Annotated in this window: 10 protein-coding genes and 1 tRNA gene; 6 read left to right on the plus strand and 5 right to left on the minus strand. The window is 69.9% G+C overall.

Translation table 11 applies throughout. From position 1 onward, the window contains the following. Position 1: 1 nt before the first annotated feature. The 4 genes from VGB14_10555 to VGB14_10570 all read left to right on the plus strand — a co-directional run bounded on the left by VGB14_10555 (position 2) and on the right by VGB14_10570 (position 4,007). On the plus strand, positions 2-283 hold the full coding sequence (locus tag VGB14_10555; protein HEX9993358.1) for a metal-sensitive transcriptional regulator: 282 nt from the start codon (positions 2-4) through the stop codon (positions 281-283). 146 nt (positions 284-429) lie between these two features. Then, positions 430-2,184, plus strand: a complete 1,755-nt coding sequence (locus VGB14_10560) for a S8 family serine peptidase (protein HEX9993359.1) — start codon at positions 430-432, stop codon at positions 2,182-2,184. A gap of 173 nt (positions 2,185-2,357) precedes the next feature. After that, positions 2,358-3,887: a S8 family serine peptidase gene (locus VGB14_10565; protein ID HEX9993360.1), complete on the plus strand. Its 1,530-nt coding sequence runs from the start codon at positions 2,358-2,360 to the stop codon at positions 3,885-3,887. A 47-nt stretch (positions 3,888-3,934) separates the two neighbouring features. Beyond that, a tRNA-Thr gene (locus tag VGB14_10570) sits at positions 3,935-4,007 on the plus strand. A gap of 718 nt (positions 4,008-4,725) precedes the next feature. On the opposite strand, the gene VGB14_10575 is transcribed toward VGB14_10570, so the two are convergent. Both VGB14_10575 and VGB14_10580 read right to left on the minus strand, forming a co-directional pair. Beyond that, positions 4,726-4,965, minus strand: a complete 240-nt coding sequence (locus VGB14_10575; protein HEX9993361.1) for a hypothetical protein — start codon at positions 4,963-4,965, stop codon at positions 4,726-4,728. A gap of 711 nt (positions 4,966-5,676) precedes the next feature. Then, the gene (locus VGB14_10580; GenBank protein HEX9993362.1) at positions 5,677-6,186 is read right to left on the minus strand and encodes a nuclear transport factor 2 family protein; all 510 of its coding nucleotides are present in this window, start codon (positions 6,184-6,186) and stop codon (positions 5,677-5,679) included. A 93-nt stretch (positions 6,187-6,279) separates the two neighbouring features. Between VGB14_10580 and VGB14_10585 the strand changes: the two genes are divergently transcribed. Then, positions 6,280-8,250, plus strand: a complete 1,971-nt coding sequence (locus tag VGB14_10585; GenBank protein HEX9993363.1) for a hypothetical protein — start codon at positions 6,280-6,282, stop codon at positions 8,248-8,250. Positions 8,251-8,501: 251 nt separating this feature from the next. On the opposite strand, the gene VGB14_10590 is transcribed toward VGB14_10585, so the two are convergent. Then, positions 8,502-8,717: a hypothetical protein gene (locus VGB14_10590; protein HEX9993364.1), complete on the minus strand. Its 216-nt coding sequence runs from the start codon at positions 8,715-8,717 to the stop codon at positions 8,502-8,504. A gap of 316 nt (positions 8,718-9,033) precedes the next feature. Then, the gene (locus VGB14_10595; protein ID HEX9993365.1) at positions 9,034-12,375 is read right to left on the minus strand and encodes a tetratricopeptide repeat protein; all 3,342 of its coding nucleotides are present in this window, start codon (positions 12,373-12,375) and stop codon (positions 9,034-9,036) included. A gap of 189 nt (positions 12,376-12,564) precedes the next feature. Between VGB14_10595 and VGB14_10600 the strand changes: the two genes are divergently transcribed. After that, positions 12,565-13,863 carry a hypothetical protein gene (locus tag VGB14_10600; GenBank protein ID HEX9993366.1) on the plus strand — a complete coding sequence of 433 codons (1,299 nt, stop codon included), beginning with the start codon at positions 12,565-12,567 and terminating at the stop codon, positions 13,861-13,863. 28 nt (positions 13,864-13,891) lie between these two features. Here the strand turns inward: VGB14_10600 and VGB14_10605 are convergent. Further along, positions 13,892-14,096: hypothetical protein (locus VGB14_10605; GenBank protein ID HEX9993367.1), on the minus strand; the 205-nt coding region annotated here is incomplete at its 5' end.

Genomic DNA, 14,096 nt, shown 5'->3' on the forward strand with positions numbered 1-14,096 from the left:
CGTGCACGGCTACACGACCAGGAAGGACGAGTACCTCGCCCGCCTCCGCCGCATCGAGGGCCAGGTGCGGGGCCTCCAGCGGATGGTCGACGAGGACACCTACTGCATCGACGTGCTGACCCAGGTCGCGGCCGTGTCGAAGGCGCTCCAGAGCGTCGCCGTCGGCCTCCTCGACGAGCACCTGCACCACTGCGTGGCCGAGGCGGTCACCGCCGGCGGGCCTGACGCCGAGGAGAAGCTGGCCGAGGCGACGGCCGCCGTGCAGCGCCTGCTCCGCTCCTGACCGGGCCGGCCGCCGGGGGGGCGTGCGGCACCCTCCCGACGAGACGGCCGCTTCACCTTCGTTTCCGACCGGTGACACCGGGCACACATGCGGCCTAGGGTTGCGCCGCTCCATCCGACAGGGCGGCACATTGGCAAGGAGGCCACATGACGCGAGCTCGGTTGCTGCTGGGGCTCGCCGCGCTCTCGCTCGTCGCCGGGTTGCTCCCGGCGGTGCGGGTCGAGGCGGCGGCAGCTCCACGCGAGAGGTGGATCGTGACGGCGACGAGCGCGGCCGAGCTGGCCGGGCTCCGGGACCGGGCGCAGAGCCGGGGGGCCGAGGTCGTCCTCGACATCTCCAAGCTCAACGCCTTCGTCGTCGAGGCCACCAGCTCGCAGGCAGCCTCGCTGCGGTCCGACCGGGCCGCGGCGGACGTGTCCCTCGACGAGATCGTCTCGCTCAGCTGGGCCGACGCGTCCCGGCCTGCGGTCCGGGCGCCCGGCGTCCAGAACGCCAGGACGATCGCCGAGCCGGCGATGACGAGGGACGCGAGCGGCGAGGCCGGTGACCCGGCCATGTCCTACGCCGGTCTGCTCTGGGACTACCGGCGCATCGGCGCGCCCGACGCGTGGCACCGCGGCGCCACCGGCGAGGGCATCACCGTCGCCGTCATGGACACCGGCGTCGACTACACCCACTCCGAGCTGAAGGACCAGGTCGTGCAGGTGATCGACCTGGCCGACGACGACAACCTGTGCCGGCGGTTCTTCGGCACCAGCGACGAGATGCTGGCCGAGGAGTTCGGCGGCCCGGTCGACACCGACTGGCACGGCCACGGCACCTGGATCGCCGGCAACATCGCCGCCGAGATGGACGGCGTGGGCACGAACGGCATCGCCTTCGACGTCGACCTCGTCGCCGTGAAGATCGCGCAGTGGTGCGGCTTCGCCAGCAGCTCGACCCTGATCGAGGGCTTCATCGAGGCGGCCGACGCGGGCGTCGACGTCCTCAACATCTCCTTCGGTGGCTACGGCGACAACCCGCGCGTGCACCAGATGTACGTCGACGCCGTCAACTACGCCCGCGAGCGCGGGATGGTCATCGTCGCCAGCGCCGGGAACGACCACACCAGGATCGGCACCGGGGGCAAGGTCATCAGCCACGGCACCCTCACCACCCCGCGGGCCGAGCTGTTCGACCCGTACGGCATGTGGGAGTCGCCCGGCGGCGTCCGGGGCGTCGTCGACGTCTCGGCCACCAACAACCAGACGGTCCCGTCGTCGCACGGCTGCCCCGAGGGCACGGCCGGGTCGCCGGAGGACACCGCCGCCACCTGCAAGCCGCTGCGGGACCGCCACCAGGCGGCCGGCCAGGGCGAGGAGGACCAGCTCGCCTACTACAGCAACTACGGCCCCCGCATCGACATCGCCGGCCCCGGCGGGGCCCGCAAGTTCAACCTGCCGGTGTGGGACCGGGGCGGCACGCCCGGCTTCCCGTACACCGACGACGACCTGACCAACGTGTGGGAGACGTTCTCCACGACGTCCAACTGGGCGACGCAGATCCCCTGCTTCACGTTCACGAGGGGCTCCCACTTCTACGTCAACGAGTGCTACTCGACCATCCAGGGCACCTCGATGGCCGCCCCGCACGTCACGGCCAGCCTCGCCGTCATCGCCAGCGAGACCGCCGGGGCGAGGGGCAACGTCGGGCGGCTCGTCCAGCTCGTCCAGGGCCGGGCCATCGACGCCGGCCCGAACTTCACCGAGGTGCTCGACCCCGACGACATGAGCGCCGCCGACCTGACCGGCGTGCACTGCCCGACCGGGTACTGCCACCTCGGCGGCGAGGCCGTCCCCGACAGCGAGGCGTACGGCGCCGGGCTCGTCTACATCGGCGACCCCGACGACGTCACCCCGTAGCCGGCTGACGGCTCACCGGTAGCCCGTCGTACCGAACGGGCCCGGCGGTGGAGGCAGCTCCGCCGCCGGGCCCGTTCGCGTCTGGGGCGACGCGAGCGGGGCAGGAACGGCGCGCCGGGGCGTCGAAGTCCCGAGCCTCACCATCCGATGGCGGGACGTTCGAGGGAGGCCACATGGTTCGATGGCTCGTCTCGCTGGCCGGGCTCGTCGCCACGGCGACGCTGCTCGCTCCCACCGCCGAGGCCGGCGTGACCGCACCGGCCGCCAGCACGACCGTCAAGCGGTACGTGGTCGTGCTGGACGGCGCCTGGTCGGCCGACGGCTCGTTCACGGCCACGGGCACCCCGTCGGCCGTCGCCGCCACGGTCGCCGCCGCCGGCGGCACCGTCACCGCCGACCTGTCCGACCAGATCGGCGTGCTCGTCGTGACCTCGCCGAGCGCGCTGTTCGCCGACGTGCTCCGGCGGTCGTCCCTCGTCGACGAGGTCGGCGAGGACTTCGCCTGGAAGGCGTTCCCGAGCTACGCCGAGGCCGTCGCGGCCGGCGACCTGACCGTCCTCGACGCGGCGGCACCGCCGCCCGGCGGCGGCCCCGAGGTCACCGAGGACCCGCTCGAGCCGTTCCAGTGGAGCATGATCCAGATCCGGGCCCCCGAGGCCCACGCCGTGCAGGCCGGGTCGCCGGCCGTCGACGTCGGCATCCTGGACAGCGGCATCGACGCCCAGCACGTCGACTTCGCCGTCGACGAGGGCGGCACCAACGTCGACTGCGCCAGGGGCCGGGACTTCGTGCCGCTCGGGCCCGGCGTCGGCACGCCCGACCCGTGCGTCGACAACCAGTTCCACGGCACCCACGTCGCCGGCATCGTGGCCGCGCAGGCCAACGGCGTCGGGGTCGTCGGCGTCGCCCCGAACGTCACGCTCGTCCCCGTCAAGGTGTGCGACGCGGCCGGCTACTGCTACGCCAGCGCCACGGCGGCCGGCATCACCTACGCCGGCGACGCCAAGCTCGACGTCATCAACATGAGCTTCTTCGTGGACGACGACCAGCTGCTCGAGTCCCACGAGTTCAAGTGCATGACCGACCCGGTGCAGCGGGCCTTCCGGCAGGCCAACGAGCGGGCCATCCAGTACGCGAGGAACCAGGGCGTCGTGCCCGTCGCCGCCCTCGGCAACTCCGACAACGACCTTGCCCACCCGCCGGAGCCCTACGAGAACGAGTGCGACGTCGTGCCGGCCGAGACCGCGGGCGTGGTCGGGACGATGGCCCTCGGCCCGGCGAGCGAGAAGGCCGCCTACTCGAACTACGGCACCTGGGCCACCGACGTCGCCGCCCCCGGCGGCAACTCCGACAACCCGAACGGCGAGTTCCCCGGCCCGTGCGGGAACACGGTGCTGTCGACGATCCCCGGCAACGCCTGGGCCTGCCTCGAGGGCACGTCGATGGCGTCCCCGCACGCCACCGGCGTGGCCGCGCTGATCGTCAGCCAGTTCGGCCGGCTCGGCACCGACGCCGGCGAGCCCGACGTGGTGATGCGGCCGCAGAACGTCGAGTCGTACCTCCAGTCGACGACCGTCGACCTCGGCCTGCCCGGCTACGACGAGTGCTTCGGCAACGGCCGCATCGACGCCCTCCGGGCCGTCACCCACGACACCAGCCAGCTGTACGAGCCCAACCCGCCCTGCCCCGAGTACGAGGAGTAGTTCACCGACCTTCCCGGGCGTGGGCCCGGCTACGATGGCCGACCCACGCCCGGGTAGCTCAGTCGGCAGAGCAGCTCACTCGTAATGAGCAGGTCAAGGGTTCGAATCCCTTCTCGGGCTCTCAAGGCGTCTGACCAGCCGAAACTTGAGCGGCGACAGGGGCGTTTGTTAGCACAACGCTCGTACACCAGCCATAGGCGCCCAGGGCGGGCCACACGAAACGGCGACCGGTGCCGGCAGCGCCAAGTGCCCGGGCAGTGCGCACGACCGGACCGGCGACGGTATGGCACGCCCGGGGTCGCTACTTTGACCAGACCCCATTGCTCGGTCCACCCGCAACGAGAGCTGCGATGGGTTGGTCCGCCTCCTGTGTTCCGCCAACTGGTTCCGCGTCAGCATGCCGAGGGCGGAGCGGGGGCGGTAGGTGTTGTACTCGGTCCGCCAGTCGGCAACGAGGACCTGGGCGTCGGCTACATGCCCACGCCGAGCTTGGGGACCGGCTGCGCGCTGCCGGCTCCTACGCCTCTCGGTCGACGCCGTCCCCACCGACGCCCCGCTGAAAGACGGTGGGTTCGGAGCGATCAAGCTGGCGCTGCAGCTGGGCCGGCTCCGGGTGCCCCGGCATCCCTCCCTGCTGCGCCAAGCTGGCGGCGCTGGAGTACGAGTCTCTGGACACGTTCGCATCGTCGTGCCCGAACGCAGCGGCCACGACGACCTCGCCATGGCCCTCATGCACGGGTTCTCGGCCCCCGGAGATCATGGCTGGCCAGTCGCAGCGTGGCCCGGTGATGATGCGCAACCGCGACCTCCGCCTGCAGGGGACGCGGTGATCGAGGTCCTACAGCTCGGAAAGGTCGGGCTTGAAGGTGACGACCAGGCCGATGTCGTCACCCCGTGCGATCGCTTCGGTGAGCCGATGGTCGAGCGGCTCACCCCATCGTTCGATGGCGGCCGCGTGGATCTCGGGGGCGGGGCGGCCGCGCATCGCGGCACACCAGTCGGCCCATCGACGTTGCAATTCTCGCTCAGCCTTGGGGGCGAGCTGCGCCATGATCCCTTTGGCGAAGTCGCTTGCCATCATCACGACGCTACTCACGCGCGGACCGCTCGCCGCGGACGGTCGGCGCCGCGGTCGCTGGCACGGGCCGGTGGGCTCGTGTAGAGCGGCCCGGGCCGCATCGCCTGGTGGTTGCAGTCGAGGCGGCCGTCGACGGCTCGGCCGCGGTGCTTGAGTGCTTCCCGCGTCGTGAAAGGTCGTTAGACCAGGCGGGCTGCTCAAGCCCTAAGAGGATGCCAGGCGTGGTCGCGCCTCCTGGCCGACGGGATTCAGCATGCTGTCGCCACAGGTCCGGCCTTTTCGATTGTGCCCGATACCACTGCGACCTATCTGCCACTTCACTGAACCGTGCGGGGCCGCAATCGAGGGCGATGGCCCGAGCGTTCACCATGACGCAAGCCAGGGCCGGTGCGTGACGAGCTCCGATCCTGACGCGCCTCGGCGGCGCCTAGCCGCTTGTACGCGAGGATGTGTCGGCGTTCGAGGTGCTCATGCGACCGACCGACTTCATCGAGGGAGAACCGGAACGCCGGCTCGCTGAGGTCGAGGAGGCCCGCTGTGGCCGAGATGGGCGAGGTCAATATCCGAGCGGATCGGCATGCCTCCCACCTACGCGCGCCTTCCGGTAGGCGCGTCGTCACACCAGATATCTTTGGCTTTTGCGCTCACTGGCGACCAGCGCAAACGCTGGTGAGCAAAGCGTCCAGCGGCCGCTCACTCGTCGTGAGCAGGTCAAGGGTTCGAATCCCTTCTCGGGCTCTCGGCACCCGGTGGCGCGGCGTCGCCGGCCGGGACCGGCTCGGGGGCGTACCACTCGTGGAACTCGGCGCAGCGGCCGTCGGGGCCGAAGCGCAGCACCCACAGGTTGTCGAACCGGCCCCGCCGCTCGCCCGAGGTCGGGTCGACGAACTCGGTGCGGCCGTGGCAGACGGCGAGGTCGCCGTCGACGGCGATGCACTCGTAGCGCCCGCCGTAGCCGCCGGGCTCGTCGAGGTGCTGCTCGGCCATCCACTCGGCGACGATCCGGTCCCGGCCCTGGGCCCTCACGCCGAAGGGCTGCCACCACGTGGCGTCCTCGGTGAAGAGGTTGCCGATGTCGGCCGGGTCGTAGCGCTGCCAGGCCCGGACGTACGCGACCAGCCACTCGTCGACGGCCTGGCGGGTCGGTGGCACGGCGCCGGGCCGGGGCCCGTGCCAGCCGGGGAGCTCGGGGACCGGGCCACCGGTGGACGCTCGGGTCATCCCGCCAACGTAGGCCCACGGCTGGCGTGGACAGCCGTCCCGGAGCAGGCGTAGGTTCCGGCTCGTCCTGCGCTACGAGCTGGGGGGTTGCCGATGAGGGTCTTCCGTCGGTCGGTGGAGGTCGGCGCGGTCCTGGCGGTGCTGGCGGTCGCCGTCCTCGCGGGGGTGCCGGCCGGGGCGGCGCCGGACACGGCCTCGGCGGGAGCCGCCGTCGCCGACACGAACGTTCGCACGATCGAGCGGCGGGCCAGCCTGGGCTCCCTCGACGACGCCGTCGGGCACCTCCCCGAGGGCACGCTCGGGCCGGAGACCCCGCCGGGCGAGGAGGAGGACCTGGCCGTCGCGTCCGCCGTGCGGGGCGCCGTCGGCCGCAGCCTCTCGACCCGGCCCGACCCGGCCACCGCCCGGTCGACCGCCCCCGGCGAGCTGCCCGTCCCGGTCGCGCCCGCCACCCGGGTCAGCCGCCAACGGCCCGGCCTGTCGGAGAGCTTCGAGGGCATCAACCTCTACCAGGAGCGCTACGTCACCAACAATGGCAACCAGTTCTCCTGGGAGCCGCCCGACCAGGGGCTGTGCGTCGGCAACGGCTACGTGCTCGAGACGGTCAACTCGGCGCTGCGGGTCTACGACACGAACGGCAACCCGGCGTCCCAGCCGATCAGCCTCAACACGTTCTACGGCTATCCGGCGGCCATCAACCGCACCACCGGCAAGTTCGGGCCCCAGCTGGTCGACCCCAGCTGCTTCTACGACGACCTGTACGACCGCTGGGTCCACGTCGTGCTGACCCTGGAGGCCGACCGGCGCACCGGCGGCCTGACCCTCCAGAACCACGTCGACCTCGCCGTCAGCCGCACGGACAACCCCCGGGGCGGCTGGGACTTCTACGCCATCAACACCATCGACGACGGCACCGGCGGCACGCCGAGCCACCAGGGCTGCCCGTGCATCGGCGACTACCCGCACATCGGCGCCGACCGCTACGGCGTGTACGTGACCGTCAACGAGTACCCGTGGTTCGACGACCCCGGCGAGTTCGGGACGAACTTCAACGGCGCCCAGCTCTACGCCTTCTCCCGCCGCCAGCTGGCGTCGGGCCCGGCCCACCTGCGCGCCCTCCAGTTCGAGAACATCGCCCTCACCGAGGGCGAGCACCCGATCCCGGCGTTCACCCTGATCCCCGCGTCGTCGCCCGAGGGCGTGTTCGCCGACGCCGACGGCGGCAGCGAGTACCTCCTCAGCTCCACGGCGGCGGCCGAGACCGGCAACCCGAGCGGCCGTTCGGACCGCATGGCCCTGTGGACGCTGTCCAACACGCGGTCCCTCGACGGGCCGGTGCTCGCCGTGCGCCTCGAGGCCAACGTGGTCGAGACGCAGGTGTACGGCGTGCCGCCGCTGTCCGAGCAGAAGCAGGGGCCGACCCCGCTGCGCGACTGCCTCGTCGTCAAGTGCCTCCCCGGGCTCGGGCCGTCGCCCAACGAGGTCGAGGGCCCGCTCGACAGCAGCGACACCCGGGTGTTCAACACCTGGTACGACGGCGAGCGGGTGTGGGGGACGCTCGACACGATCGTCGAGGTCGGCGGCAACATCCAGGCCGGCGGGGCGTGGTTCGCCTTCCGGCCGGACGGCACCGTCGCCGGCCAGGGCTACCTCGCCGTCGCCGGCAACAACGTGATCTATCCGGGGCTCGCCACCCTGCCGGACGGGCGGGGCGCCGTCGGGTTCACCCTCGTCGGCGACGACTGGTTCCCGACCGCCGCCTACTCGCTCGTCGCCGACGGCCGGGTCGGCGTGTTCGTCGCCGCCACCGGCCTCGCGCCGGAGGACGGGTTCTGCGAGTACGTGTTCGAGAACTGCGCCGGCACCGAGCCGCCGTCGCCGCGGCCCCGCTGGGGCGACTACCCGGCGGCGACGACGTACAACGGCCAGGTGTGGTTCGCCAACGAGTACATCGCCTCGAACTGCACGTACGAGGAGTGGCTCGCCGACTTCACCTGCCACCGCACGAGGGGCCTCATCGCCAACTGGTCGACGCGGGTCAGCGCCGTCACCCCGGAGGGCTGACCCGCCGCCACGCGGCGTCGATCCGCAGGTCGGCACCCGGGTCCGCAGGGTCGCGTTGCCGGGACGACGTGCCGTCGTCCCGGGCTCTGACGCCGCGCGCCGGCTACGGCCCGCCGAGCGACAGTGCCATGCCCCGCTCCGGGGGGTGGGTGGGTGTCTCGCACCCGACGCTGCCTCCCCAGAGGACGACCTCCGGTTCAAGCGGCGGCGGCGCGGCACGCCGCGGCACCCGGCGGGTGAGGCAGTGCCCGCTAGGTGCCGTCCGCCGGTCGCAGGGCGGCGGTGTCCGTGGCGGGGTCGCCGGAGATCGCCTCGAACCCCCGTACGACGACCAGGTCCGTTCCCGTCCAGGCGACGGCGGCCGGCTCGGCGGCCGCGACCGGGGAGTCGGCGAGCCGCCGCCACCGGTGACGCTTGGTGTCGCAGGCAACCGTGGCGTACCCCGGTGCGCCGCCCAAGACGGCCATCTTCGTCCCCGTCCACACGGCACTGGCCTACCGGCGCGTCCATCGACGAGGCGGCGAGCGGCCGCCAGGCGTCCGTGGCGTGTACCGGCACAGGCCGCCCACGACGACGACCTCCGTGCCCGTCCAGACGACCGACTGCATTGCGCGAATGCCGGCCGGTCGGGAGACGCGGCTGTCGTGCCGATCGGCGGCGAACCATCACACGAGAGCCGGCGGACCGCCGAACGGACAGCTCTTCCTTTCGCCATTGGCAGCTCGGTCTGGTGGCCGGTTGGGCCCTTTCCCGGCACCGCCGATGGAGCGGGGTGGTGACCCATCACGACCGAGCTGTTACAAGGACGCGGTCGAGAACGGCAGACGGCGGTCGTCCCGCCTTCTGAAGCAGCAGGTCGACCATCATCAAGTCTTCTTGAGCCGTTCTCACCTCTTGCGGGTTGACCTCTTCGAGCAGTCGAAAGATGTCGACGGCAATGCGGAGTGCGTTTTGCGCCTCGACGAGTTGCCCCGCGTGTTGGTTGGTGACGCCAATGTGTCGCCACGCCGCGGCGACGTCACGATGGCGTTCGCCGAAGCTCGTGACAAACGCGTTCCTCGCCTGTTCGAACCACACGAGGGCAGATGTGTAGTCGCGTTCGTCGCGTGTGATTTGTCCAAGTACAAGGTATACGATCCCGAGGTCGCGATCGCCTTCGCGAAGGAGGGCGAGCGCTTCCGACGCTCGGCGCCTCGCCTCCGACAACTCGCCCTCGTCGCGTAGAGCCCTCGCCTGGTTCACGAGCGGCATCGCGCATATGCGCTGGTGCGGATGTCTCATGCGACGTACGTGACCAGTCAAGATGTCGAAAGCTTGCTGGTGCCTTAGCAACGCCTCGCGGGGACGGCCCTGTTCACGGAGTGTGTATCCGAGCTTGTCGAGGGCCTCGGCATAGGCAATGTGATCGGGACCGTACGTCGATTCGAAGATTGTCACCGCTCGCTCGTGGTACTCCTCAGCAAGAATCAAATTCCCCGAGTCCTGCACAACGACGGCAAGGCCGCTCATCGCATGCGCGGAATCGGGATGACCGGAGCCGAACGTGCGCTCGGCGATCTCGACCGCAGCTTCGAAGTGCCTCCGTGCATCACGGATGGCGTCGCGGTCCCACAGCAGGTAGGCAAGCTTCGCTCGTGCGCGTCCCACTTCGTGGTGGTCGGCGCCGTGGGACAGCATCAACCCCTTGACCCCGCGCTCCAAGTGCTCCTGCGCCTCGCTGTAGCGTCCCTGCTGCCGTCGCAACCATCCAGTGGCGACGTGAGCCCTCGCTCGCCATGGCGCCCACTCGGAACTGGCCTTCTCAAGCACGCCGAGGGCACTTGCGAGGTATCGATCGGCGCGCTCGAACTCGCCCGTTTCGGTTAGCAACGCGCCAAGGCGAATCTCCGTTCGTGCGACCTCCGCGTTAGCGTTTTGCTGTTGGCGGTTCCCGCTCGGCGGTCGCACGCCGACCTGCGCTCGCTTCAAGTCAATCGAGCGTAGGAACCCGTCCTCCGCCTCGTCGAACCGCCCGAGTTCCTGCTGCGCCCTACCGATGTCAGACCACGCGATCGCCTTGTGACGCGGCTGCACCTCTTCGGTCGCCGCACCTTCCGCTGAGGCCAGTGCCGCCCGGTGAATCGCAAGTGCTTCCGCGGGGTCCCCTGTGTCTCTCACCACGCTGCCGAGGCTGTTAGCAATCAAGAAGCGTTCCCTGACATCGAGGTCGTCACAGTGGCGCGCAACATCATCCGCTCTCTGTAGATGCACAAGGGACCCAGCGATGTCGGCAACATCACGGAGGATCTCGCCGTGGCGCCGGAGTCGGCGCGCCACTGCCGCAGATTGGGATCCGAAGCAGCGCTCGGCCATTGCGAGCGCTCGCTCGCTGAGGTCCTTGGCGTCTTCGAACAGTGCCCTCGCCTGCGCGTAGTCTGCGAGGCGCGCAGAAACGTCCGCAGCGAGGTCGAGCACATCGTCGTCGAGCGTCGGGTCGACGTTCTCGACGGCACCGCGTGCTTGGGTCCAGAGGCGATCGTACGGTGCCCACTCCTCCGGATTCCTGCTCTTGGCTGGAAGCAACTCGTACATGAGGCGGACGGCGTCGCCAATGAACGTCGCACGAGCCTCGAACTCGAGTCGGTGTCGGAGCGCGCGCTGGACGAGTGGATGAATAGCGGCCCACCGACGATCACGTAACATCACGAACCCCAAGTCGGCAGTCAACTCAAGCGCCGTCTCAAGCTGATCGACATCCTTGAACCTCTCGATACGACTGAGGTCTGACAGTTCGAGCTCCCCCGCACCGACGAAGGTCAGCACGCCGAGGAGATGGGCGGACGTGCTGTCGCTGCGACGGACTCCCTCGTATGCGAGATGGATAGCTTCGCTAACGTTACGACTGCCGTCGCCGTTGCCTGATCGGCCCGTTTGGCGGGTGCGTCCGAGGTGTGCCCACTCGTCGGCCGCAACGAGGCCGCGCTGCACTGACCCAATGGCAAGGCGGAGGGCGAGTGGGTGGAGGATGTCTGCCACTGGCTCCGTCGCCGGCGTCAACGGTCCAAGGGTCTTCTCGACCAGCGTGATCGCTTCGGTATGCGACAGGGGAGCGACATGGTGCACGCTCCACTCCGGTGGCCACACGAGCGATCGTGACGTCACAATGACTCGTCCATTTTCCCCGACGGGGATGAACGGAGTCACCGACGCCGCGTCATCGGCGTCGTCGATGACGAGCAGCCAGCGTTCGGCCGCATGCTCGAGTGACTCGATTGCTTGCGCGGCGAGGCCGTGGACGCCGGGGGACGAGCGACCTGGCGCACCGAGCCGGTCAGCCAATGCCGCCAGGTCGCCTTCGATGTTCGAGCCACGGATCCACCACGTGATGTCGTATTGTTCCCTGTGGCGGTGAACGTACGCGGCGACCGAGGTGCTCTTTCCGAGCCCAGGCAGTCCGGTCACGGCAACTCGGTGGACCGCGTCCGGCTGGGCCTCCAGCCAGGTGAGCACGGTCGCCCTCACAACTACATCGCTGGGGACGGGAGCGAGGTTTGTGATGCGACGTGAAGGCTCGTGCGGCGCTGGAACGTTGACCCCCCCGGGCAAGTTCCCGCGGTCTCGCTCGCCGCTTCCCGTCAGCTGCTCGACAGCGAGCTGCCCGAGCGGGGTTACGAACCACATCTTGCGTCGACCCATCTTCCGATTGACCACCAGGCCAAGATCGAACAGGCGCCTACTAGCCCGACTGACCTGCGGTTCGGTGACGCCGATCGCTTCCGCAAGGTCCTTACTGGAGATCCCCGGCTGTGAAGCGACGGCGACGACGAGCCTTCCGGCCACCGAGCCGGGCTCGATCGCTCGAAGCGTCGCCTCGGCGTCGGCGCGTGCTGCTGCGGCGCGGGCAACCTCTGCCAGCACTAGGAGTCGCTCGGACGCGACAGGGTTACTCGCTCGCGCCGCTGTTCGGCGTAGACCGTCGGCCGCAACGCCGATCGCGTCGACATCGAGCCCCACTGCGGCATCGACTAGGAGCGCCGCCACGGTTCGCAACCATCCGCCATGCGCTTCCGCCGCCTCGGCGTCCTCGAACGCTCGGCGGAGGCGCTCAGCGGCGGCGCCGCGCGCCGCGCGGGCTACGTCACTCATGGGACGAACATACTCTGGGGACTCGGACATGTCAATCATCAGTCATCTTTCGGCGCGTGATCCGGGCGGCTTGAGTGCGGATCCTCGATGCCGAGGGGCCGAGGAGGCATCCAGATGTCAACTCTACCGGCGGACCTTGCAGATTGCTTCTGCGAACTGTGGGACCACTTCGCCGAGCAGTGGGCGGCGGTGACCGACCTCGCAGTCGTGGCAGCGCACCAAGAGGCCGTCAACATCGCCGGCGAGCTGGTTACGGCCGGGGGAGTGACGGCAGAAGCGGCCCATCGCGCGCTCGAGGGAGCCGTGCCGGCCCTCGCCCTGGCGCTCGCTATCGACGATGCCCTGCTACTTGGCCACCCCCGTGGTCGCCTGGAGTTCGCACAGGCGGGAGCTCTAGGGGACGTCATCGAACGAGCAGCAGAGACCGGAAAGCTGAACGACAGGGCACCGGGCGCTCTTCTCTGGCGTCACGGCGACCCCGTGGACGACGTGCACTTCGGGGCCGTTGTCCGGGTGTCCCCGGCGCAATGGGCGCGAGTCCGGCTGGTGAATCTTCCGGCAGTGGTCGACCCGACCTCGGACACCAGGCCCGCCGACATCGTTTTCGGCTGCGCTCCCGTTGCGATGGACCTCGACGAGTTCGTGTTTGGCAGACCGGTCCCGAACGAGTACCAGGTATCCCCGGGGGAGGCCCTCAGTGATGTCGGTCGAGTCCGTGCCCTCCGCGATGCCTTGGACGAATCAGGTGCCGTCATCGGCGTCCTACCGGAGAGTGTTCTGGACGATGCAGGCGTGGATGCCTGGACGACCGTCCTCGGCGAGGAGGAACCACCGACCGGGTCGCCTTTGCGATGGATACTCGCTGGCACCGGGCCCACGGGAGGCCACCATGGGGAACGCCCGCCCAACCGAGCCGTGCTGTTCGACCGGGTGAGCGGGAAACGCCTCTCCGAGCAGGACAAGAGATACGGGTTCCAGTTGCAGGTGACGCACTTGCGCGACTGGCAACTTGAGCCGTACTTGGGGGGAGATGGACCGCTCGATGAGTACGTCGCAACTGGCGAGCACCTCACGATCCTGGAGGGAAATCTCGGCCGATTCGCCGTGCTCATCTGCGAGGATATGTCCTGGAGCACAGAGAATTACGACAGATCCATCGACGCGCTCGTGCGTGAAACGGCGCCGTCGTTCATCATTGTTCCGGTGTTCGATCGGGAAATCACGTCCGATCGTTGGGTCCGATATCATGCCGAGGACTGGGCGCGAATCGTTGGAGCGCACGCCATCGTGTCGAACAGTTCGGCGGTCGCCCGCGCCCGCGAATCATGTGGGTTGATCGCAGACGGTGCCGTCCGCTCTTCCGCGTTTTACTGGCTGTCGGACGACAGCATCGAGGGCGACGTCGATGGCCAGCCTGGCGGCGGTGCCGGTCCGGCTGCCGTGACGCTCCACCGGAGTCCTGCAGCTGACTCACCAGGGGTCTTGTAGCCAAATAGGTCTACGCGGGTCAGCGCCGTCACCCCGGAGGGCTGACCCGCCGCCACGCGGCGTCGATCCGCAGGTGGGCACCGGGCTCGTCCGCCGCGGCGACGAGGACGACGTCCTCGCCGCCGGCCCAGCGGCGGGCGGCCCGGTCAACGACCTCGGCCAGTAGCGTCGCCGCCCGGTCGGAGCCGGCGGCGATCGTCACCGGCCGGCCGTCGGCGCCGCGGCCGACGGCG

The sequence above is a fragment of the Acidimicrobiales bacterium genome (genome assembly GCA_036399815.1).
In the GTDB taxonomy this organism is placed as follows: domain Bacteria; phylum Actinomycetota; class Acidimicrobiia; order Acidimicrobiales; family DASWMK01; genus DASWMK01.

Bases quoted from the DNA above. Each gene is read 5' to 3' on its own strand.
- VGB14_10560 (HEX9993359.1), top strand. From the start codon at position 430: ATGACGCGAGCTCGGTTGCTGCTGGGGCTCGCCGCGCTCTCGCTCGTC.
- VGB14_10565 (HEX9993360.1), top strand. From the start codon at position 2,358: ATGGTTCGATGGCTCGTCTCGCTGGCCGGGCTCGTCGCCACGGCGACG.
- VGB14_10575 (HEX9993361.1), bottom strand. From the start codon at position 4,965: ATGGCAAGCGACTTCGCCAAAGGGATCATGGCGCAGCTCGCCCCCAAG.
- VGB14_10580 (HEX9993362.1), bottom strand. From the start codon at position 6,186: ATGACCCGAGCGTCCACCGGTGGCCCGGTCCCCGAGCTCCCCGGCTGG.
- VGB14_10585 (HEX9993363.1), top strand. From the start codon at position 6,280: ATGAGGGTCTTCCGTCGGTCGGTGGAGGTCGGCGCGGTCCTGGCGGTG.
- VGB14_10590 (HEX9993364.1), bottom strand. From the start codon at position 8,717: ATGGCCGTCTTGGGCGGCGCACCGGGGTACGCCACGGTTGCCTGCGAC.
- VGB14_10595 (HEX9993365.1), bottom strand. From the start codon at position 12,375: ATGAGTGACGTAGCCCGCGCGGCGCGCGGCGCCGCCGCTGAGCGCCTC.